This window comes from Pseudomonas sp. HK3, from assembly GCF_052920985.1.
Genome location: NZ_JBREXD010000002.1, coordinates 179,840 through 202,163, shown reverse-complemented (window position 1 = coordinate 202,163; position 22,324 = coordinate 179,840). Strand labels below are relative to the sequence as shown.

Annotated in this window: 23 protein-coding genes; 17 read left to right on the top strand and 6 right to left on the bottom strand. The window is 41.4% G+C overall.

Annotated elements, in window-relative coordinates; genetic code table 11:
- Nucleotides 1-40: 40 nt before the first annotated feature.
- The 7 genes from ACU6U9_RS11860 (at nucleotide 41) to ACU6U9_RS11830 (ending at nucleotide 3,834) form a co-directional block, all read left to right on the top strand.
- Nucleotides 41-367 (top strand): YbaB/EbfC family nucleoid-associated protein, encoded by a 327-nt coding sequence (locus ACU6U9_RS11860; RefSeq protein ID WP_446735259.1) that lies wholly within the window; start codon nucleotides 41-43, stop codon nucleotides 365-367.
- A gap of 15 nt (nucleotides 368-382) precedes the next feature.
- Complete coding sequence (gene recR, locus ACU6U9_RS11855; RefSeq protein WP_446735258.1) at nucleotides 383-982, top strand: recombination mediator RecR; 600 nt, start codon at nucleotides 383-385, stop codon at nucleotides 980-982.
- Between the two features lie 41 nt (nucleotides 983-1,023).
- Nucleotides 1,024-2,142 (top strand): ribonuclease D, encoded by a 1,119-nt coding sequence (gene rnd / locus ACU6U9_RS11850; protein ID WP_446735257.1) that lies wholly within the window; start codon nucleotides 1,024-1,026, stop codon nucleotides 2,140-2,142.
- Nucleotides 2,143-2,161: 19 nt separating this feature from the next.
- Nucleotides 2,162-2,461, top strand: coding sequence for a YcgL domain-containing protein (locus ACU6U9_RS11845; RefSeq protein ID WP_446735256.1), 300 nt, complete (start codon nucleotides 2,162-2,164; stop codon nucleotides 2,459-2,461).
- Between the two features lie 191 nt (nucleotides 2,462-2,652).
- Nucleotides 2,653-3,099 carry a YcgN family cysteine cluster protein gene (locus tag ACU6U9_RS11840; RefSeq protein WP_446735255.1) on the top strand — a complete coding sequence of 149 codons (447 nt, stop codon included), beginning with the start codon at nucleotides 2,653-2,655 and terminating at the stop codon, nucleotides 3,097-3,099.
- A 2-nt stretch (nucleotides 3,100-3,101) separates the two neighbouring features.
- Nucleotides 3,102-3,452: a hypothetical protein gene (locus tag ACU6U9_RS11835; RefSeq protein WP_446735254.1), complete on the top strand. Its 351-nt coding sequence runs from the start codon at nucleotides 3,102-3,104 to the stop codon at nucleotides 3,450-3,452.
- A gap of 19 nt (nucleotides 3,453-3,471) precedes the next feature.
- On the top strand, nucleotides 3,472-3,834 hold the full coding sequence (locus ACU6U9_RS11830; RefSeq protein ID WP_446735253.1) for a DUF6164 family protein: 363 nt from the start codon (nucleotides 3,472-3,474) through the stop codon (nucleotides 3,832-3,834).
- On the opposite strand, the gene ACU6U9_RS11825 is transcribed toward ACU6U9_RS11830, so the two are convergent.
- Together ACU6U9_RS11825 and dsbD are read right to left on the bottom strand one after the other, a co-directional pair.
- Nucleotides 3,831-4,145, bottom strand: a complete 315-nt coding sequence (locus tag ACU6U9_RS11825; protein WP_446735252.1) for a hypothetical protein — start codon at nucleotides 4,143-4,145, stop codon at nucleotides 3,831-3,833. The two genes, ACU6U9_RS11830 and ACU6U9_RS11825, sit on opposite strands and share 4 nt — an antisense overlap.
- 261 nt (nucleotides 4,146-4,406) lie before the next feature.
- Nucleotides 4,407-6,167 (bottom strand): protein-disulfide reductase DsbD, encoded by a 1,761-nt coding sequence (gene dsbD, locus ACU6U9_RS11820; protein WP_446735251.1) that lies wholly within the window; start codon nucleotides 6,165-6,167, stop codon nucleotides 4,407-4,409.
- A 103-nt stretch (nucleotides 6,168-6,270) separates the two neighbouring features.
- Here dsbD and ACU6U9_RS11815 point away from each other — a divergent pair, with 103 nt between their 5' ends.
- From ACU6U9_RS11815 to ACU6U9_RS11795, 5 genes are all read left to right on the top strand, one after another.
- Nucleotides 6,271-6,744 (top strand): TlpA disulfide reductase family protein, encoded by a 474-nt coding sequence (locus tag ACU6U9_RS11815; protein WP_446735250.1) that lies wholly within the window; start codon nucleotides 6,271-6,273, stop codon nucleotides 6,742-6,744.
- Nucleotides 6,745-6,765: 21 nt separating this feature from the next.
- Nucleotides 6,766-6,984: a DUF4266 domain-containing protein gene (locus ACU6U9_RS11810; protein ID WP_446735249.1), complete on the top strand. Its 219-nt coding sequence runs from the start codon at nucleotides 6,766-6,768 to the stop codon at nucleotides 6,982-6,984.
- 38 nt (nucleotides 6,985-7,022) lie between these two features.
- A complete protein-coding gene (locus ACU6U9_RS11805; protein WP_446735248.1) occupies nucleotides 7,023-8,270 on the top strand; it encodes a DUF3570 domain-containing protein in 1,248 nt (415 codons plus the stop codon).
- Nucleotides 8,271-8,369: 99 nt separating this feature from the next.
- Nucleotides 8,370-9,026, top strand: coding sequence for a response regulator (locus ACU6U9_RS11800; RefSeq protein WP_446735247.1), 657 nt, complete (start codon nucleotides 8,370-8,372; stop codon nucleotides 9,024-9,026).
- A complete protein-coding gene (locus ACU6U9_RS11795) occupies nucleotides 9,023-10,426 on the top strand; it encodes an ATP-binding protein (protein WP_446735246.1) in 1,404 nt (467 codons plus the stop codon). The genes ACU6U9_RS11800 and ACU6U9_RS11795 overlap by 4 nt, the downstream gene beginning before the upstream one ends.
- A gap of 74 nt (nucleotides 10,427-10,500) precedes the next feature.
- Here ACU6U9_RS11795 and ACU6U9_RS11790 read toward each other — a convergent pair whose 3' ends face one another.
- A complete protein-coding gene (locus ACU6U9_RS11790; RefSeq protein ID WP_446735245.1) occupies nucleotides 10,501-12,270 on the bottom strand; it encodes an alkaline phosphatase D family protein in 1,770 nt (589 codons plus the stop codon).
- Nucleotides 12,271-12,415: 145 nt separating this feature from the next.
- On the bottom strand, nucleotides 12,416-12,922 hold the full coding sequence (locus tag ACU6U9_RS11785) for a MarR family winged helix-turn-helix transcriptional regulator (RefSeq protein WP_446735244.1): 507 nt from the start codon (nucleotides 12,920-12,922) through the stop codon (nucleotides 12,416-12,418).
- 96 nt (nucleotides 12,923-13,018) lie between these two features.
- On the opposite strand from ACU6U9_RS11785, the gene ACU6U9_RS11780 reads away from it, so the two are divergent.
- The 3 genes from ACU6U9_RS11780 (at nucleotide 13,019) to ACU6U9_RS11770 (ending at nucleotide 15,732) form a co-directional block, all read left to right on the top strand.
- Nucleotides 13,019-13,927 (top strand): EamA family transporter, encoded by a 909-nt coding sequence (locus ACU6U9_RS11780; RefSeq protein ID WP_446735243.1) that lies wholly within the window; start codon nucleotides 13,019-13,021, stop codon nucleotides 13,925-13,927.
- Between the two features lie 10 nt (nucleotides 13,928-13,937).
- Nucleotides 13,938-14,555, top strand: a complete 618-nt coding sequence (locus ACU6U9_RS11775) for a nitroreductase family protein (RefSeq protein ID WP_446735242.1) — start codon at nucleotides 13,938-13,940, stop codon at nucleotides 14,553-14,555.
- 130 nt (nucleotides 14,556-14,685) lie between these two features.
- Nucleotides 14,686-15,732, top strand: a complete 1,047-nt coding sequence (locus ACU6U9_RS11770; RefSeq protein ID WP_446735241.1) for a YHYH protein — start codon at nucleotides 14,686-14,688, stop codon at nucleotides 15,730-15,732.
- Nucleotides 15,733-15,941: 209 nt separating this feature from the next.
- Here the strand turns inward: ACU6U9_RS11770 and ACU6U9_RS11765 are convergent, their stop codons facing one another.
- Nucleotides 15,942-17,321: a glutamine synthetase family protein gene (locus ACU6U9_RS11765; protein ID WP_446735240.1), complete on the bottom strand. Its 1,380-nt coding sequence runs from the start codon at nucleotides 17,319-17,321 to the stop codon at nucleotides 15,942-15,944.
- A 418-nt stretch (nucleotides 17,322-17,739) separates the two neighbouring features.
- On the opposite strand from ACU6U9_RS11765, the gene ACU6U9_RS11760 reads away from it, so the two are divergent.
- Nucleotides 17,740-19,776 carry a TonB-dependent receptor plug domain-containing protein gene (locus tag ACU6U9_RS11760; RefSeq protein WP_446735239.1) on the top strand — a complete coding sequence of 679 codons (2,037 nt, stop codon included), beginning with the start codon at nucleotides 17,740-17,742 and terminating at the stop codon, nucleotides 19,774-19,776.
- Between the two features lie 75 nt (nucleotides 19,777-19,851).
- Here ACU6U9_RS11760 and nadB read toward each other — a convergent pair whose 3' ends face one another.
- Complete coding sequence (nadB, locus tag ACU6U9_RS11755) at nucleotides 19,852-21,432, bottom strand: L-aspartate oxidase (protein WP_446735238.1); 1,581 nt, start codon at nucleotides 21,430-21,432, stop codon at nucleotides 19,852-19,854.
- 248 nt (nucleotides 21,433-21,680) lie between these two features.
- Here nadB and rpoE point away from each other — a divergent pair, with 248 nt between their 5' ends.
- Complete coding sequence (gene rpoE / locus ACU6U9_RS11750; RefSeq protein ID WP_446735237.1) at nucleotides 21,681-22,271, top strand: RNA polymerase sigma factor RpoE; 591 nt, start codon at nucleotides 21,681-21,683, stop codon at nucleotides 22,269-22,271.
- Nucleotides 22,272-22,324 lie beyond the last annotated feature (53 nt).

The window sequence follows — 22,324 nt, the reverse complement described above, 5'->3', positions numbered from 1 at the left end:
TGCGGGCAATTATCAACCAATAAATCATTGAGGAATTCACATGATGAAAGGCGGCATGGGCAACTTGATGAAGCAAGCCCAAAAAATGCAAGAACGTATGCAGAAAGTTCAAGAAGAGCTGGCTAATGCAGAAACCACAGGTGAGTCAGGTGCTGGCCTTGTGAAAATCGTGATGACGGGTCGTCATGACGTGAAAAGCGTGTCTTTAGATGACAGCTTGATGGAAGAAGATAAAGAAATCATCGAAGACCTATTAGCGGCTGCTGTAAATGATGCAGTACGTAAAATTGAAGCGGCGAGCTCAGAAAAAATGGGTTCAATGACCGATGGCATGGGTTTGCCACCGGGTATGAAGCTTCCTTTTTAAGGAATAGAGCAGGTTATGGCATCTCTTAGCCCACTGATAAATGAATTGGTACAGTCTCTCACTATCTTACCGGGTGTGGGGCCAAAATCGGCCCAACGTCTGGCATTGTATTTACTTGAGAAAGACAAAGCCGGCGCGGCGAGCTTAGTGGCAACACTTAGCGAAGCCCTCGAGAAAGTGGGGCATTGTCAGCAGTGCCGTAACCTTACCGAAACTGAGTTTTGCCCAGTGTGTGATGACGTAAAGCGCAACGATGATCAGTTGTGCGTCGTCGAAACCCCAGCCGAAGTGCTGGCCATTGAGCAAACCGGTTTTAAAGGTCGCTATTTTGTTCTGTTTGGTCGATTAAGCCCAATTGAAGGGATCGGCCCAGATGCGTTGGGTTTAGATAAACTCAAAAGCTGGGTGTTCGAAAAAAGCGTGCAAGAAATTATCTTAGCTACCAATCCCACCGTTGAAGGCGAAGCCACCGCTCAATATATCCAGCAAATGTTTGCCGGTAAAAATATTGAGGTAAGCCGCATTGCTCACGGTGTTCCATTAGGCGGCGAATTAGAGTACGTGGATGGCGGTACAATAGCCCATGCGCTTGCTGGCCGTAAAAGCGTTTATTAACTCCATTTTTTGCGGCATTCGTTGCAACCATTAAGGCCATTATGATTTACATTCAAGACAACCAAGCCTTAGCGGAAGCAGCTCAGTATTGGCTAACCACAACGCGTATTGCGCTTGATAGCGAATTCATGCGAGTGGATACTTTTTATCCCAAACTTGCGTTGATTCAGATTAACGACGGGCGTGATACATACCTTATTGACCCGCTGGCGATTAGTGAATGGCAGCCGTTGTGCGATGTTTTTACGTGCGAAAATGTCGTGAAAGTTTTGCATAGCCCCAGTGAAGATTTTGATGCTTTTTTTCATAATCTAGGAGTGTTACCTGAGCCCATGTTCGACACTCAGCTGGCGGCTTCTATGGCCAGTTTAGGCGGCATCATGGGTTATCAAAAGCTGGTCAAAATCTTGTTAGATGTTGAGTTAGAAAAAGGCGAAACACGCAGTGATTGGCTACAGCGTCCATTAAGTGAAAACCAATTGCACTACGCTGCGGATGATGTCGAATATTTGTTACCCATGACCGACATGCTAGAAGCCCGCTTAAAAGAGCAAGGCCGCCTGCAATGGTTGCGTGATGATTGCCAGCAAGTGTTACAAGACTGGCGACAGACTCAGCAAGCGGGTTATTCGTATGAACGCGTCAAAAAAGCTTGGATGCTGAAAGGCCATCAACTCAATGTTTTAAGCCAATTGGTCGAGTGGCGTGAAGCCCGCTGCAAAGAAGTGAATATTCCTCGTGGCCATTTGATTAATGATGCACTGCTGATGGAGCTAGCCATGCGCTTGCCACAAGCAGTAAAGCAACTATCGTCTATAAAAGGCATACGCCAAGCAACCGTGCGTAAAGAAGGCGAACAAATTATTGATCTCATTCAGCGCTGCAAAGAGACGCCGCAAGACGAATGGCCAACCCGTATGGATCGACCATTGTCACAAAATGCCGGTGAATGGTTTAAAAAAATGCGTCGCCAAGTGGACAAAATTGCTGAGCAATTAGATGTACCACCTGAATTATTAGCCCGCAAAAAAAACTTGGAAGCCATGCTGCGCGAAGGCTATCCAAGAGGGCCGTTCCATATTCCGCAAGCACTTCAAGGATGGCGAGAAGGGGTAGTGGGTGAACCACTACTGGATGTTTTAAACCAATTGTCGAAGTAATCCTAATTGAGTAACTGCTATGAAAAAGAAATTATTAACCGTTTGGTCTAGCCCTAAAAAAGAAGAGATGTATTTATATACGGATCGTCTTGAAGGCCTAAAACGTGTACCAGAAGAGTTATTGAAAATGTTTGGCGCACCAAAAGAAGTAATGGGTTTACCATTAAATGAAGACAAAAAGTTAGGTCGTGCTGACGCGAAAAAAGTATTAAGTGAAATCCTAACCAAAGGTTTTTACTTACAAATGCCGCCAGTGCGTGATGACTATATGCTGGACCTGCATAAAGATACGTCAGCAAAGTATACCGATATTATTTAGACGTAATGGGTGTGACTCATTCGGTCTTTTTTATCGAATGAGATATCGTATATTGCGCCTACTTTTTAATACTAGAGCCAGTTAGTGTCGCAATGAGTAGGGTGGGCATGCTCCACCATTATTTTGGTTAGCGATGCCTAGCCGTAGTGTCTGCACTTGCAGCTAAAATATAAACCTAAAGGTACATCGCCATGGCCAAAAAAGAATTACCCTTTTGGCAAACAAAAACCTTACAAGATATGAGTAAGGATGAGTGGGAAAGCTTGTGCGATGGTTGTGCAAAGTGCTGTTTGCATAAATTAGAAGATGAAGACACAGGCGAAGTGCATTACACCGAAATTGTATGCCGTTATCTAGATCGTGAAACTTGTAATTGTACAGAATATAAGCGTCGCCAAGAACTGGTACCCAACTGTGTTTGGTTAAAGCCAGAAGACGTTAAAGAATTTCATTGGTTGCCATCAAGCTGTTCGTATCGATTAATCAGTGAAGGCAAACCGCTACCAAAGTGGCATCATTTGCGCAGCGGTGATAAAGGATTAATTCATAAGCGTAATCAGTCTATGCGCCGTAAAGGCATTCCGGATGATAAAGTGCCGGAAGAAGAGTGGGAAGATCATATAATATGGATGGAGTAACGATGGCCTATATTGAGACTTATCTGTGGGCTTGGGTAACGTATTTGCTTGCTGCGGTGGGTATGTACTATGTCGTGGTTAAGTTTACCAAGTACTGGCGCAACCAAGATGTAAAAAATTATTTGCGTATGGTCAGTGCAGTGGTGTTGTTTACGCCAGCCTATCATACCTTAGATGGCCTTGATGCATTAGCCCCTGCTTATATCGTCATGTTTGGTGAATTATTTACCAACGGTACGTTGGCGGCGTTGCAAGGTGTGATTCCCATTTTGTTGGCACTATTGTTAGGCGCAGTGGCACTGGCTATTCAAGCGCTTATCAATAGCTTAATTGCAAAATACAAAAAAAGTTAATAAGACAAATTAGAGAATTATGGGCGCTTTATTATTACGGCTTAAAAACGTACCTGAAGACGAATATCAAGAGGTATGCGATTTACTGAACGCTCATGATCTGGTTTATTATGAAACCACGTCAGGCTTTTGGGGGGTTGGCATGGCGGCTATTTGGTTGAACGATGCGTCGCAACTAACAAAAGCTCATGAACTACTGAATGAGTATATGCAAAATCGGCAGATGAAAATGCAAGCCGATTATGAGAAAGCACAACAACAGGGCGAATCGCGCACTCTAATATCAACGTTCGCTGCGGAACCCGTTACGTTTGTATTGTATGTACTGGGTGTTGTGGGAATCCTAGCCTTAAGCGTCTTACCGTTTTTGGGGTTTGTTTAGTAACGCTTTTTACTTAGTGGCTGAATATAGGGTTCAGTCTCAATAGATGAAATGGCTTTGACTTCATCTGATCTCGGTATTTTAAGACACTTCTTGCATGTACAGTTCAGCTTGTGCCCATTTTCCTTCGTTACGACATCATCAAAATCTAAAATAAAATCTTGAGGGTAGTCTTCAGTTACGATGACTTTTTTAGGTTTCGATGTTGAGGCCTGTTGTGTCAGAGTTGGAATACCAGATTCCCTCCAGGTGATATTCTTAAGAGTCTGGTTAACTTGGATCTGCATTTGTTTTTCTTTTATTTGGTCCATTTCAGTCATCCTAACGTCATGTACGCGTGATGTTTGGCAACATAAGGGATTCTGGCTGAAAAGGCTTACTGCTTTAGTATTAGTTGGTATGGTAAAAAACGACGATTTGTTTAAAGTTTGAACGGGTTCAAATAATTTTGACCTAAACTGTCTAGTTTTTTATTTGCTCAAATACTTTTTAGATTTTGAAAATGGGAAGCTCATTCTCACACAACAGGTAAAACGAGATGAAAATCTCTCGCTTCATATGATATTTTACGTTTATTCATTATGTGCTTTTTGCAAATGCTGCATAAACGTCTGTTTATCGATTTCACCTACCATGCGTAAATTTTTTAATTCTGAATTATCACTAAAAAATAACACAGCAGGTGGGCCAAATAACCCAAATTCATTTAATAGTGATAATTGCTCATCTGTGTTATCTGTCATATCAAGTTGAATAAAAACCACGTTATCCATTTTTTGTTTTACATCAAGTTGGTTGAATATTTCAGCATCCATTATTTTGCAGGCAATGCACCAGTCAGCATAAAAATCTAATATGGCTATTTGTTGATTGTGTTGTGCTTGATCTAGCCATTGCTTAAATTCATCACGGGTTGTGATTCGCTTAGCGGTTGTATGATCGGTTTGCGTGGGTGTTATGGCTGATGCCGTTGATGAAGCTTGCCCAATACCCGCTAACGGTTGCAATGGATTATGATTACCCGACGCCCCACCAACAATTAATAATGCACCGTAAAATGAAAGCAACAACCCCATCGCTTTAAATAGCCTCCCCCAGTTTTGTGTGCCTTGCTCGAAAGCCCCTAAAAATACACCACTGCCAATGAGTAAGCTGGCCCAAAGCATCATTGTGATATTGGCGGGAATAATACGTTCAAGTAACCAAACAGCGACGCCCAATAACGCCACCCCAAATACACTTTTCACGGCGTTCATCCAAACACCCGCTTTTGGTAAAAAACGACTGCCACCAGTACCAATTAATAAAAGCGGTAGGCCCATACCTAAACCCAATGCTAGCAAGGCTGCGCCACCTAATAATGCATCGCCAGTGGTAGAGATATACACCAATGTCCCCGCTAAAGGCGCGCTGACACAAGGGCTAACCACCAGTGCTGATAAGACGCCCATTATGGCAACGCTTACGAGTTGGCCACCTTGCTGTTTTTGGTTCCAGTTATTTAACGTGTCTTGAAGTGCTCTTGGCAGTTGCAGTTCGTAAAAACCAAACATAGACAGGGATAATAATACGAATACAGCAGCGAAACTGCCGAGCACCCAAGGGCTTTGCAGGTACAGTTGAATATTGGCTTTCGCGCCAAAATACCCAACCAGTACACCCGCTGTGGCATAGGCGACGGCCATAGCCACAACGTAGGTTAGTGACATAATGAAGGCTTTGCGGGTTGTTAAGCTGGCCCCTTGGCCGACAATAATACTAGAAAGAATCGGTATCATTGGAAACACGCACGGAGTGAAGGCCAATCCGACACCTAGTGCAAAGAAAATAAGCATCTGCCAAATAATACTGCCAGACTGCAGTAAGGCTGTAATTGAAGACACATCGGCGCTATTTATATCAGCAGTATTGCTGTTTGGTTGCTCTGGTGGCGTTAAGCTAATTTTTTTGATTTGAGGTGGGTAGCATAATCCAGCCTCTGCACAACCTTGGTAAGATAAGCTAATAGGCTTTATTGATGTTGTTTGGGTATAAAGTTCAAGCTCATGCTTGAATATGTGTACTTGACCAAAGTATTCATCTTCCTTTTCAATCGCTGTTTGCTTGGTGGTAAATGATAAGGATTTATCTTCTTGTTTGATTGAGATTCTAGAGAGATACAAATAGTAATGATCCGCAATATCAAACTTAATGGTTAACTGACCATTGATAAATTCATGCTCATAGCTAAATGCTTGATCTACAGGTAAAAATTCTGTTTCTTCTGCGTGACTTAGAGCACTGATTAATACTAAGCTAAGCCATAGACTGACTACCTTTAACGCCTGATTCATAAAAAGCCCTTTTTATCGAATACAGGCATCATAATTCTTAAATTGTTAAGGAATCCTTAAGATTCCAAAGCCATACTTAAACCATAAATATACGGTGTATTACATGAAAACCATTATCACTTCGCTTAACAAGCTATTACTGATTGCCCTGTTATTTGCGAGCATGCCGAGTCACTCTGAGCAGTGGATTAGCAAATTTGATCTAGCACAATATAAAAACAAGGTTGTGTATTTAGATTTTTGGGCATCTTGGTGCGGGCCTTGTCGTAAATCATTCCCTTGGTTAAATGAGATAGAAACAAAATATAAAAAACAAGGTTTGGTTGTCATTGGCGTTAACCTTGATACCGAGCTTGATCAAGCAAAACAGTTTTTAAAAGATGTGCCAGCAAACTTCAGAGTGTTCTCTGATCCTGATGGCAAGCTAGCAGAAAAATACAAATTAGTCGGTATGCCGAGCTCATTCGTGATTGATGGTAAAGGTAAAGTTCGCCATCGTCATGTTGGGTTCAAACAAAGCAATATCGATGCATATGAAAAAAGCATTGAATCGCTTTTAAAAGAGCTAAAGAAGTAAAAACCTGAATTTGGAGGGTTTATGAACGTTATTACCTCATTATTACTATTAAGTACATTAACCATGGCAGGGTGCAGTTCCCTGGGGGTTAAGCCTTGGGAGCGAGATATTTTAGCGCGTGAAGATATGGCGTTAGATAATGCTCCCATGGACAGTGGATTCGATGATCACATTTACTTTAGTAAAGAAGCCAGCAGTGGCGGTAAAAGTTTTGGTGGTGGTGGCTGTGGTTGTAATTAATACAGGCCTATCACATTCCAACTTTATTTGAGGTAAATATGAAATCAAATCCATCATTTATAAATAAAAATATCCGTCATTCACTCACAGCTGCTGCGGGTTGTTTGTTAGGTGCTACCACGCAAGCGCAAACAGTGGATGATTGGCAGACAGATGTTGCCGTATTAATTTATAACGAAACGGATCGAGTGAGTGCGTTTGAGCCAGCTATTTCATTAAAGAAAACCTTTGAAGACGATAGCGTCTTAGGTTTTAAATTCATTTATGACGCGTTAACAGGCGCATCACATAATGGCGCTGCTGAAAGTGACCAAGTACAGACCTTTACTCGTCCCAGTGGTAAAGGCAGTTACGAAACATCAGCAGGGGATGTACCGTTAGATGATACCTTTCGAGATTCGCGCGGCAGCTTAAGTGTTAATTATGAGCAGCCTATTGCTCGTTTCAATAAAATGATTTATGGCGGTAACGTTTCAGCTGAGCATGATTTCACATCAATGAGTGCGAGTGCGACGTATCTTCAAGATATTAATCAGCGCAATACAACCTTGAGTGTTGGCGTTAGTTTTGAATACGACGATATTACGCCAGAAGGCGGTATTCCTGTTGCGTTAAGTGAAATGCAAGTGAATACCAATGCACAGGTACGTGATGAAGAATCTGATACCCGTACCATGAGTGAAGTACTATTTGGCGTGACACAAGTGATCGATCGTTACACCCTAGTGCAATTGAATTACGGCTACTCGCAAAGCAGTGGTTATCACACAGACCCTTATAAAATAGTATCGGTACTAAATTCGGATGGCAGCTTAAATGCAGCGAACGGTCTTAATGGTACGTATATTTATGAGAATCGCCCTGATAGTCGCAGCAAACAAAGTTTATTTGCAAAAGTGAAACGGTATATCGGTGGTGATGTAGCTGATATTTCTTATCGCTACATGTGGGATGATTGGGAAGTAGTATCTCATACCATTGATACCCATTACCGATTCAATATGAGTGACAGCTGGTATATCGAGCCCCATGTTCGTTATTATCAACAAAGCGAAGCGGATTTTTATCGCTACAGCATAAGCACTGCCGAGCAAGCGTCTAACCTTGAATACATCACCGCAGATTATCGGTTAGGTGATATGACCGCAACTACAATAGGTGCCAAGGTGGGATTTATGGCGGGTGGCTATGGGAACAGTGTGAGGTTGGAAATGTATCAACAATCGGGTGATGAAAGTCCGTCTGATGTTGATGCACTTATTTTGCAATACAATATTCGATTTTGATCATACATAACAAAGCGGCTGTGCCGCTTTTTTATGAGACAGCTTAAAAAATTCCAATCAACAGGAAAATCACTGCACACAGGACACGATAAGTACACTATGCGTATATTATTAGTTGAAGACGATGTGCAGCTTGCGTCAGGTTTAAAGCAGAGCTTACAAGCAGATAAATATACCCTCGATCATTTTGATCACGTTAAATATGCATTAAATGCGGTTGAACAAGAGCATTATGATTTAGTAATCCTTGATTTAGGATTGCCTGATATAGACGGTTTTGGCTTTTTGCAACGTTATCGTAAAAAAAGTAAAAGCCCTGTTCTTATTTTAACGGCGCGAGATGGTATAGACGATAAAATCAAAGGTTTAGATTTAGGTGCGGATGATTACCTAACCAAACCGTTTGATGTAAATGAACTGCACGCGCGAATTCGTGCATTATTACGACGCAGTGCAGGGCGCGCCAGTAACATTATAAATTACCAATCCATTACTCTAGATCAAGCGTCACGCAGTGTGAATTATTGTGATAGTACGGTTAGCTTGTCTCGCCGAGAATTCAATTTATTAGAAGTGTTATTGCAAAACGAAGGCAAAGTCATGTCTCGTGTGTCACTGGAGCAATCGCTTTATAGTTGGGATGATGATATTGAAAGCAATGCACTTGAGGTACATATTCATAATTTAAGAAAAAAGCTGTACCAAGAACTTATCAAGACAGTACGGGGTGTTGGCTACATGGTGCCTAAAATATGATGTCATTCTTGAAGCGTCATATTACCTCATCTATTAATCGTTTTTTGATGGTGGGAATATTATCGTTCACTATTCTTTATATTTCAGCTGTATACATATTAAGCCAAAAGCAATCCGTACACGAAATAGAAGAGTTATTCGACGCTCAGCTTGCACATAGCTCGTTTATATTGATGAACTTATTAGGGGAGAGTATTTCTACCATTGATCAGTCTGGCGAATCTTTACCCATTGTATATCATGGTTTTGATGAGTTTTCGTTACCGTCTAAAAATGCACTTTTTTATCAAAAAAAAGTCGCTTACCAAATTTATAGTCAAGAAGGACAATTATTAGTTATTTCTGGTAGTGCACCCGATTTAAGATTTGCAGATAAAAAATTGGGCTATTCAAATATTGAAATCAAGGGTGAAACATGGCGTGTATTTAGTTTGTATGATGAAGATTGGGATTTCTGGCTGTATGTGGCAGAAAGTGCATCCATTCGTAATGAACTCGCCCATGACATAGCCAAGCAAACCTTATGGCCCAGTTTAGCGTTGCTTCCTATTGCATTGTTGTTGCTCACATTGGTAATTCGTTCAGCACTTAAACCGCTCAAACAACTGACTGCTAATATAAAAAAAAGAGCGCCTAAAAATTTAACCTCCATTCAATTAGAACATACCCCTAAAGAAATGAAACCTGTCATGCTTGCGCTTAATGGATTATTTTCTCGTTTAGATGATGCTATTCGTCGTGAGCAACGTTTAACGGCCGATGCCGCGCATGAGCTTCGGACCCCTTTGTCGGTCGTTATGCTGCATGCGCAGAATGCCATGGCCGCAACTAATGACAGCGATCGAGATCAGGCATTAAAAGAATTGGAAGTGGGTGTCGCTAGAGTGTCGCGATTACTTGAGCAGCTACTCACGTTGTCAAAAGTATCGCCAGAAATTATTCCCAAACAAAAAATTACTTTTTATCCTTTTTGCCAAGAAATCATGGCCCAAATGGCAGTTGCCATTATGGATAAAGAACAAGAGCTAGAATTATCCTGTTTGCCGATTGATCAAACAATAAAGATTCATGGTAGTGAGTTTTTACTGGAAATTTTACTTAGAAACTTATTGGATAACGCAAGACAATATGCACCTATAAAAGGGAGAATTAAGATCCATATTTCTCAGCACGAGACCTATTTAAAACTGTATGTTGAGGATAGTGGAATAGGTGTTGCTGATAATAATATTGAACGCTTAACAGATCGGTTTTATAGAGAGCATCATAATGTGGGTAAAGGCGCTGGCTTAGGTTTGTCATTGGTGCGTAGTATTGTGGACTTTCATCATGGCGTACTCTCATTCCATCAAGCATCTCTTGGTGGGCTGGGCATTATAATACTGATTCCATTGGTTTAAATTTTTTATGTTGTATTTTTTTGTTTTTTAAATGAGATGCAGCTTATGAACACTGCATCTCATTTTTTTAGCGTTTAATTCACGTCTTCAAGCCATGCCCAGCCACTTTCTTTTCGTTGTTGTTTGACGATAGACCGAGTAGCGGTTTCATTGTTGATGTTTTTATCAACACTGTAGGCCGTCCATTCACAATATTCACGGTTAAACTCAACGGTGCTGTATCCGTTTTGTGTGGAATTGAAATACTTAACATGAGGGTTGTTTAGTCGAATGGCAGCTTCACTGATGGATTGTAAGATTTCATTGGCATTATTTTTTCCTTTTATTTGTTTGGAAATCAACTCAAATAAGTTTGCCGATGAAATAGACGGGGTCATGAACTCTGTGCCTGCAATATTGGGCCACCAAAAATTCGTTAAATGACCATAGTCGTATTTCACATACGAACTGATATAGGAATGTAAGTCTCCCGTTAGTACTACAAAGTTTTCTAGGTTGGCGTCTTTGACGGCTTCCATTAAGCGGTCTCTTTCTTTTATGTAGCCATCCCACGCATCAACATTGATATACGCAAGTGGATGGCCCAATAAGGATGCTGTCATGCGACCTAAATAGGTCTGATTACCGAGTACTGTCCACTTGGCTTGGCTTTGTTTTAAACCATTTTTAAGCCAATTAAATTGTGTTTCTCCCATCATGATTTGACTGCTGTCATACATGCCTTTGCAACCAATGGGTAAATAGCGAGAGAAAAAATCATTTTCACCACATGGGTGAGCAGATCGATATGTACGAGTGTCGAGCATGAATAATTCAAATAAATCACCAAACTTAAAGCTGCGATATATGCGAGTGTAGTCATGAGGATGCGTGGCATCTTCATTTATGCTGACACGTGTGGGAGTGTATTCAACCCATGCTTTTTGGCTATCAAGTTTCAATTGCTTGAGAGCTTGTGCATCACTGCCTTCTTCTGTGGTGAATGGATGATCCGGTGCGCCGAGTGTATCGCGCTCATAATCCCAGTAGGCATCGTTTGCTGTTTCGTGATCGTCTGTGGTGATGATCCATGTATGTACTTCCATGGCCAGTTGTAAATTAAGATCACTTCGATACGTTTTATAAAGATGACGATAGTCTTGTAAGTCGAGGGCCGCAGAACCATTGCTGGGTAAAATAATGGTGCGATCACTAAAAGGAAGGCTTTGAAAGCGAGGGTCTGCGGCGGTTTCGTAAATAAAGTCACCAAGGTGAACAACAAAATCGATACTGGCGTCATTGGCCACATAGTTCAGTGCACCATAGTAGCCATTTGTATAATCTTGGCAGGTTAGTACGGCAATTTTTAATGTCTCCAATGAAACGTTTTCTTGTGCAAGGGTTTTACAGCGGCCAATACGAGAGCTGATACCTTTATAATAAAAACGGTAATAATAAACTTGGTTTGCATCGAGCTGGCCATCCAAATCAATTTTAACCGTGTAATCTTTATCTGCGGATATATCGCTTGGATTAATAACGCCTTCTAGCATGATGAGGTTGCAGCTTGGGTCTTTGCTTACTTGAAACGTAAGCGTTTCAGTAGGGTCATAATGGGTAGGGTTGATACGTGTCCAAAGCATGACACCGGATGGCGTAGGGTCACCTGATGATACTGACATATCAAAGACCATGCGCGCGGCATCATTATTTATACGGCTATTATCCGGCAGTGTATTACCGGTATTGGATGGGTCAAAGTTGAATGTGCCGGCTTGCACGGGTTTTGCGCTCAGAATATAAGGCGTTGCAAAACTGGCAGCGGTAATGCCAAGAAACTTGCGTCTATCTAGCTTAATCGTCATATCGGGGTCCTTTCGAGTTGCGTGAATCTACGTCCACTTTTTCAGTGTAGAATGCAATGTGCTACGAAAGTTAACCTTGATTATATTGCAATAGAAAGACGAGTTTATGACAGGCGCAACTTGTCATAAACGCGTCAAAAAATTATTAACTCATCCCCTCAAGTAACAGTAATAATTCTTTTAGGCTGTCATCAAGTTGTTTTTGCTGTTTATTATTTAAAGAAGATAAGATGTTGGTTTCGTTTTCAACATGTTCATCTACTGCTTTATTGATAATTTTAAACCCTTTAGCAGATAGTTTTACAAGCTTGCCCCGCGCATCGTTCTTATTTACAAGCCGTTCAACAAGTCCTTTTTTTTCAAGCTGATTCATGCGATGTGTCATGGTGCCAGATGTCACCATCAGCGCGGCAAATAACTCAGTAGGTGCTAGGCAATATGGCGTGCCTGAACGTAACAATGTTGCAAGTACATCAAATTCCCAAAAGCTTAGATCGTGCTGCGTAAATACCTTTCCTAACTGTGGTTGCATTAATGCTTCACAGCGTTTTAAGCGGCCAATGATGCCCATGGCTGAAAGTTCTAGTTCAGGTTTTTCAACGCGCCATTGAGCCAATATGGCATCGACCCCATCTAATTCTTTTTTACTCATAAATAATTTATCTTGAATTCAAGATAACTCCATGCCAGAATAAATATATCTTGAATTGAAGATAAATGTTTTAACGCTATTTGTCGAGGTAAAACGATGAAAACCTTAGCTTGGATTGCTTTAACGGCGTTGGCTCCCATTATTTGGGGTTCAACCTATATTATCACCAGCGAATTGTTACCTGACGGCGCGCCATTTACCGCAGCGGTGATCAGGTGTCTCCCCGTCGGTATTGTGCTGATATTGCTTAGCCGTTATCTACCTTTAAAATCTCAATGGCTAAAATTGATTGTGCTTTCAGCGCTTAATATTGGTTGTTTTCAGGCACTGCTATTTATTGCCGCTTATCGATTACCTGGCGGGCTAGCCGCGGTTATCGGTGCGATACAGCCTCTTATTGTTTTGGGTCTTAGTTGGCTAATGTTGAAAAAATCACCGCCTAAGCTGAGTTTGTTGGCCGGTGTCAGTGCGGTAATGGGCATGGTGATGTTGATGATTGCCTCAATGTTAGAGCACGGCTTAGTCTGGGATGAGTTAGGTGTATTGGCTGCATTTTTAGGTGCATTTAGCATGGGCTTGGGTACGTATTTTTCACGTCACTGGCATGACCAATCGCCGTCGATACCCTTGATCGCTTTTACCGGTTGGCAGTTAGCCTTAGGTGGGTTGATGCTTGTGCCGTTGGCATGGTTTGTTGATCCTGTATTGCCTCCTCTTACGGGTTTACAAGTATCTGCTTATGCTTATTTAGCCATTGTTGGCACTTTATTGACCTATCTTTTGTGGTTTAAAGGCGTACGCCAATTGCCACCCGCAGCGGTTTCATCGTTAGGGTTACTGAGTCCTATATCCGCCATTGTTTTAGGTTGGGTGTTTTTGGATCAACGAATTGAAGGCTGGGCCATGGTGGGTTTAGTCGTAGTAATAGTAAGTATATTAATGGTTCAGTGGAGCCAGAATACACATCAACGTCAAGAACTGACACAACTTAAAGCCGCTATTTAGGAGAAAGAAAGTGCAAAATACAATTCGCGAAATAATAGAGCAACGCACGTCTGTTGGTAAATATGAAGAAGGTGTTGAAATCGATGACAGCACGATAGCAGAAATTGTGCGCTTAGCGTCTTTATCGCCATCGGCTTATAACTTACAAAATTGGCGTTTTGTTGCAGTTAAAAGTAAACAATCAAAGCTGAGCCTTCAAGAAGCCTCATACGGTCAGCCGCAAGTGGCGCAAGCGTCTGTTACGTTTATTGTTTGTGGCCAGCTTAATGCGCATAAAAAATTGGCGTCCACTTTACAGTTATCGGTTGATAAAAATATTATGCCATCTTCGATCGCAGACTCTTGGGTTAAGGCCGCTACCGGAAGCCATGACGAGAACCCAATGCATCAGCGTGACGAAGCGATTCGGTCTGCTTCGTTAGCGGCAATGACATTAATGTTTGCGGCCAAAAGTTTTGGTTTCGATAGTGGTGCAATGGGGGGATTTGATAGCGAAAAAGTCAGTGAGATTTTTTCATTATCTGACGATGATATCCCCGTCATGCTGATTACGGTTGGCCGTGGTATTGAACAAAACTGGGCGCAAAAAGCCCGAAAACCAATTGATGAAATTTTATCGATTCATTAATAAAAATCAAAGTATATGGGTCTTTGTTGTATCTATGCTGTTAGATAGTCCATTTAGTTGCATAGTGCCCTACGCATTGTAAGTTTGGTGTTTGCTATCTACCCTCAAATGAAACTTGAGGGTATAAAACATGATAAGACAGAACCAATGTTTATTACTGGCTGTTATGATAATAGGTCTAGCTGCTTGCGGCAGTGATGATAAAGATAGCGCCGTGGGATCTTCTTCAGCACAGGATATAACCGATGTTATCTTTACTAAAAATGCAGGCAGTTGCAGTGAGTATGTCGGCACATATGAATCGAATGTTACCGATGTGAAGCGGGGCATTGGATTCATGGGAGATCTTAAAATTAGCCTTTCTGGTGATACATGTACGATCACATCAAATGATATTCCAAATCACGACTTTAATGATGCAAGTGCCAATTTTGCCACTAATGCAGCTGAAGTCAGTAAAAGCTATTCGATTCCCTCTGCTGCGACGATGGCCACGAGTGCAACTGAATTATCGTTAGGCACAACAAACGCTATTTTCTTAAATGGTGTGGTGCTCGATATTTTACCGGCTGCTTGTTATGGCGTCGGTAATGAGACATTAGGTGAAGAGAAAATTGGCTGTGGGCAAAACCAAATTGATAATCCATGGCGTTATGATCCAATGTCCAGTTTAAATAATTTTGGCACAGATTCGCATAACGCTCATGTACAGCCGGATGGTACGTATCATTACCACGGTAACCCTGTTGCTATGTTTACACAAAATTGCGGTACCCAAACAGATTCATCACCTGTGATTGGTTTTGCTGCGGATGGCTTTCCTGTTTTTGGTATGTGTATTAGCGATGGCGGTTCCATTCGAAAAGTAACCTCAAGTTATGCACTAAAAGCGGGTGTGCGCACATCGGTTTCACCTTATGCAACACCTGTTGCAGGGCAAGGTGTTGTGCAAAGTAATAATTATGATGGGCAATTTCGTGGTGACTGGATGTACTCCGCAAACTTAGGTGATTTAGATGCTTGCAATGGTATGACGGTAAACGGGCAATACGGTTACTATATAACGGATGCTTACCCATGGGCGGTGAACTGCTATAAAGGCACGGTGCAATCTTCATTTTCGGCTAAAACATCCTTAGAGATTATGAATAAGTTGCATGGTCATAGCCACAATTAATCATTTTTTTAAGTTTTTCTTTTATAGATAGAATATTAATTTATACGTTATCCATTTTCGTTATTTTAAAAATACATTTATTTGAATTTTTTCGATTGTTTATGACTTATATTTCTATAGGTTTAACAAAAAATAGCCAATAACTGCACAATAAAAAACCCGCAATGAAAATTGCGGGTTTTCTTGTTTTTTTGCAGATACTTAATCGTTTATACATTCAGTAATAAGTGCTCACGCTCCCATGGGCTGATTTCACGATGATACTGGCGTAGCTCTTCGAGCTTGACTTCAGCAAAGACCTTGCAAAAATCATCACCTAATACTTTATGTACGTCATGGGCTTGTGTAAAAATAGCCAATGCTTCATCGAGTGTTTTAGGTAGGGTATCGACATCATCTTCAATTTCACCGGCCGCAGGTTCATTGGGTTCAATCTTATTCATTAATCCTAAATACCCGCAAATTAAGCTCGCAGCAATAGACAAGTAAGGGTTGCTGTCGACACCTACAATTCTATTTTCTAAACGGCGGTCTTGGGATTTAGAATTCGGCACACGCAAACCGGTTGCGCGATTATCATAGCCCCATGCCATATTGGTCGGCGCACTGGAGTTGGTATCCGATTCAAAACGTTTATAAGAATTCACGTTGGGTGCCATAAGCGGCATGACTTGTTTTAAGTATGTTTGTGAGCCGCCGATAAAATGGAAAAATGCCTGACTGGCCTCACCATTTTCATCAGAAAAAATATTTTTGCCCGTTTTAATATCCAGCACACTTTGATGTATGTGCATGGCGCTACCAGGCTCATCGCGCATGGGTTTTGCCATAAATGTCGCGAACATGCCGTTGTTTAATGCCGCTTCTCGAATAATGCGTTTGAAGTAAAACACTTGGTCAGCCAGCAATAATGGGTCAGCGTGGGATAGGTTAATTTCAACTTGGCCAGCCCCATCTTCTTGTATGACGGTATCAATCCTAAGGCCGGCATCTTCTGCATAATCATAAATGGTATCAATTACTGGGCCGTATTCATCAACCGCAGACATGGAATAAGATTGGCGACCCGAGCCAGAGCGACCTGTACGTCCAACCGGCGGCTGAATAGGTTCATTTGGATCAACATTGGGTTTAATTAAATAGAATTCTAATTCGGGTGCCACAATGGGTTGCCAACCTTGAGCGTTGTAGAGTTCTATCACGCGTTTAAGTACATTACGTGGTGCATACTGAACAGGCTCGCCTTTTTGATCGAATAAATCATGGATAATCTGTAATGTCGCTTCTTTCGCCCAAGGTACCGCCATGGCCGTCGACATATCAGGTTTTAATACCATGTCACCTTCTGCCCATTGGTTTTCAATATCCATTTCGACATCTTCGCCGGTAATCGTTTGATAAAAAATAGAAATAGGAAGGAATAGAGTATGGTCAGGAGAGAATTTGCTTAAAGGCATCGCTTTACCGCGAGACATACCCGCTAAATCAGGGATGATGCATTCTACTTCATCGACCTTACGGTTGTTGCGATAGGTTTGAAAGGCTTCAGGTAATGCATTTAACCAAGAAAATCGATCTTGCTGACTCATAGCCAACTCCAAGATTATTTGAAATATTTATTATGTTTGCCAGTTTATAGATTAAATTTGTTTATTATTTAATCCGATTCTATGTTGCTATCAGCTAAAGTTTGATCATGCTAATCATGATAGAGATCAAACACTTAGAGAGTATAAACCGAGTTATTATTCGAGAATATGATTGTCTATCCTGCATGTTCTCGTTGCTTTTAGCAAGTTGTAGCATTTGATAAGTATAGTTAACCACCTAATCTAAATAATGAATTTGTTTATTTAAATTTGTTTATTGCCATAATTTTATGTTTTTTGGCGGGCAAACGTGGTTTTTTTTGGCATACTGTCTGCAACCACGCCCATACCATTAAGAGTAAGCACTGACTTGGGGCGAGGAGTTTTTTGAATGAAATACATCGGGACGACAAAATAAATGGCTTATCGCGCAGTTAAAGCCTCATTGATTGCCATGTGTATTGCCCCTGTAAGTTGGGCAAATGACATGCAAGATGGGGAGACCTTTGCTGCCATGGATGGTATGTTTTTTGAAGAGGTAATGGAAATGCCTGAAGTGCTCACCGCAGCACGTTTACGGCAGTCTCAATTAGACACTCCTGCCTCAGTAACGGTTATAGAAGCCGATACGATCGCTGCATTGGGTTTTAAAGACATCGAAGAAATCTTTCGTCTGGTTCCAGGCATGTTGGTGGGCTATCACAGTAATTATGGTGAAAAAACACCTTCTGTTTCTTATCACGGTACAAACCTTCCCGAGCATAGACGTTTACAAGTCCTAATAGATGGGCGTAGCGTATTTAAACCTGGTCTTGCCCGAGTAGATTGGGTTGATATACCTCTGGCGGTTGAAGATATTGCTCGCATAGAAGTAATCCGTGGGCCGAATTCAGCTGCTTATGGTGCAAACGCTTACCTTGGTATTATCAATATATTAACTAAATACCCCCAAGACGAGAAAGCTATTACATTAAAAGTCACTGGTGGTACTCGAGATGTACAAAATAGTTACGTTAATGTTTCATCTGAGTTAGGCGGTACTGATTATAGATGGACCTTCGGCAGTAAGAAAAAAAGTGGTTTTGATTCCTTAGATAATGGAGAAGATAATCGTGATGGTATAGAAGCCACTTACACATCTTTGAGAACGTATACACAATTGACAACATCATTGAATATGCAGTGGCAAGCCGGATACAAAACCGGAACAAATCAACAAAAAGATGAAATTGATCTTCTTGATTATTTATCCCCTGAAGATATTGAGGCTGAAGATTACTTTTTATGGTCGAAATTTACTAAAGATATATCGTCCACCCAAAGTGCACACATTCAAATGTACAGCGAAAAATTTATACGAAAAACAGAATGGCAAGCTTGTCTTGCCGGTACACAAAACTGTGGCGATTTAAATAAAAATATTACAGAGACAAAATCAGAAATTGAGTATCAACATACATCTATTTGGACCGATACGTTAAGAACGGTTATGGGTGGCAGAGTACGCTTGGATGAATTTGATTCTGTAACCTACAATGATGGGTATTCAAAAAACCAAAATAACAGCGCCTTTACCAATGTTGAATATAGAGCCATGCCAAGCATGTTATTTAATATAGGTGGGATGTATGAAGAAGATGAATTAAATGGCGATGAATTTTCACCTAGAATTGCACTCAATTGGCTAATGTCTGATGTGGATACGATTCGCTTTGTGTATTCAGAAGCCATACGTTCACCGGATTTATACGAAAAAGAGGGCAAGACAGCGTATACATTTAAGAATTTTAAAGCGTCAGGTGTGCCAATTGATGATTTTGTTTTCCCTTTAGGTGAAGCAACAGGCTTACTTGAGAGTGAAAAAATATACAGTCATGAAATTAGTTATTTTGGATTGTATCCCTCTATATCAGGCCAATTAGATATTAAGTTTTTCTATGATCGTTTAACCGGATTAATATCTGAAACGTTAGATGACCCTTCATCTTTGACAAATACGATAAAGTTAATTCAGTCTGGTGTAGAAGGGCAGTTTAAAGTGAAAGTAAATGCTAAAAACGACTTATTGATGAGCTTTGCGTATTTAGATGTTGATGATGATTTTGCATTAAATAAAGATGCTAATGGAGAGCTAACTTCACCAGCTGAAAGGGAAAGTAGTTTGTCTGCGGACACGAGTGGCTCAATTGCTTGGATGACGCGGTTCGATAATCAAATTCGTTTTTCAAGTGCTATTTATCATGTGAATAATTGGAATATTTATACCAGCGATGAAGGTTATGAATTCACCCGATTGGATTTAAATGCGAGCAAAGACTTTATATTGTCATCAGGGTACACAGTGACACTGCAATCTGCCTTACAGTATCGTTTAGATAATGACCCATTGGTCCGAGATAAAAATAACTATGATGATGACTATTTATTTTATATGAGTGGTCAGTTGAAATTTTAATCGTTACATAATGAATTTTCATAGTCAAAAAGCCCAGTTTGAACTGGGCTTTTTTGTAACTGGCGTTTTATTAATTTATGGCGTGAGAACCGTATCATACGCCACCGGCAATAAATCTGGGTGGCTAAGGGAGTAGTGTAAACCGCGACTTTCTTTGCGTAAAATTGCACACCGTATAATTAATTCAGAGACTTCGACTAAGTTACGTAATTCAAGTAAATCGCTGGTGACTTTATGGTTGCCGTAAAAATCTAAAATTTCTTGGCGTAATAATTGAACGCGGTGCTGTGCCCGCACAAGTCGTTTATCGGTTCTTACAATGCCCACATAATCCCACATGAAGCGGCGAAGCTCATCCCAGTTGTGGCTGATAACAACATCCTCGTCAGAGTCAGTGACCTGACTTTCATCCCAGTCTGGTGCAAATGCCACATTATTTTTTTCTTTAATGATATTTAAAATATGGCTTGCGGCGCTGCGGCCATACACAATACATTCAAGTAATGAGTTACTGGCTAATCGATTTGCACCATGCAAGCCTGTATGAGCGCTTTCGCCGACTGCGTATAAATTGGGTACATCGGTACGGCCGCTTTGATCGGTGACAATGCCACCGCATGTGTAATGAGCTGCTGGCACGACAGGGATTGGTTGCTTGCTCATATCAATGCCATATTCTAAACAGCGTTCATATATATTAGGGAAGTGTTCAAGAATAAATTCTTTGGGCTTATGTGAAATATCTAAATATAAGCAATCAGCACCTAGACGTTTCATCTCGTGGTCAATGGCACGAGCCACAATATCTCTTGGTGCTAACTCAGCGCGCTTATCGAACTGATGCATGAAGCGCTCACCATTGGGTAGCTTCAATAAACCACCTTCACCGCGCACCGCTTCAGTGATTAAAAAGTTCTTTGCTTGCGGGTGGTATAAACACGTTGGGTGAAACTGATTAAATTCCATATTGGCTATACGGCATCCAGCACGCCACGCCATGGCGATGCCATCACCAGAGGTGCCATCAGGATTGCTGGTATATAAATAGGATTTACTGGCGCCGCCAGATGCGATAACAACCGTGCGAGCACGAAAGGTTTCTACGTGACCAGTTTCTTCGTTAAGTACATAAGCACCGGCCACACCTTTGCCTGGAATTTTAAATTTCTCACAAGAGATGACGTCAATGGCGACGCGATGTTCAAATAAACTGATGTTTTTATGGGCCATTGCTTGGCCAACTAAAGCTTGGCTAACGGCCACGCCTGTCGCATCTGCTGCGTGGATAATACGGCGGTGACTGTGACCACCTTCTTTGGTTAGGTGATATTCGTTGTTGCTGTCTTTACTGAATTGAACTTGTTGCTCAATTAACCATTCAATGGCGTTTGCGCTGTTTTCAACGGTATGACGAACAGCACTGTAATTGCATAGTCCTGCACCAGCATCAAGTGTGTCTGCTATGTGCGCTTTAATACTGTCGTCGCTATCGAGTACGGCAGCAATGCCACCTTGAGCCCAGCGAGTGCTGCCACTATCAAGTTTGTCTTTACTCAGGACGGCTACTTTGGCGTTATCCGCCACATTTAATGCCACAGTCAAGCCGGCGGCACCGCTGCCAATGACTAAAACATCAAATACCTGTCGCTGATCCATAACTTAATCCTGTAACATTTCACGCCGTCACTATACTGATAAGTGGCGTAATTAAAAGAATACTGAGCACAATAGCTCGGATTTTACACCTAGAGCGTGGTCAAATAGGAATATTTTTAACCTATGGTTGAACTTTTAATGGCGAGCCCATTCTAATTCTTCCATTGACTATATTAACCAGTGATACCCGCCTCAATAATTACAATACAGAGGTGATGAGTAAAGCGTGTTCGGCACGCGGGGGAGCAATGTCGCAACAGGATTCAGATCAACAGCTGGTGCAAAGAGTACAAAAGGGCGATAAGCGTGCTTTTGATCTGCTTGTACTTAAGTATCAGCATAAAATTATGTCATTGATTTCACGTTACATAAACGATTCAAGTGAAGTTCAAGATGTGGCTCAAGAAGCGTTTATAAAAGCGTATCGGGCCCTTAAAAACTTTCGCGGTGATAGCCAGTTTTACACTTGGTTGTACCGAATTGCGGTGAATACCGCAAAGAATTATTTAGTGAGTCAAGGCCGTCGCCCACCTGCTCAAGATGTCGATGTAGATGATGCGGAACATTATGCCCATGCAGCCTCTCTAAAGGATATAGCAACGCCAGATCAAATTTTGGCCCGTGATGAGCTAAATACCGTTGTATTTGCGGCTATGGAGAAACTGCCAGAAGAGCTGCGGACCGCGATTCGATTACGTGAGTTAGAAGGTTTGAGTTACGAAGATATTGGTGAGGTCATGCAGTGTCCAATTGGCACGGTGCGTTCACGAATATTCAGGGCAAGGGAGGCTATCGATAAAGCGATGGCACCATTACTGGACAATACCAAGAGTGCATAACAGGCGTTGAAAAACGTTTATAACCGATATCTTGCGTGAGCAAGAGACATAAA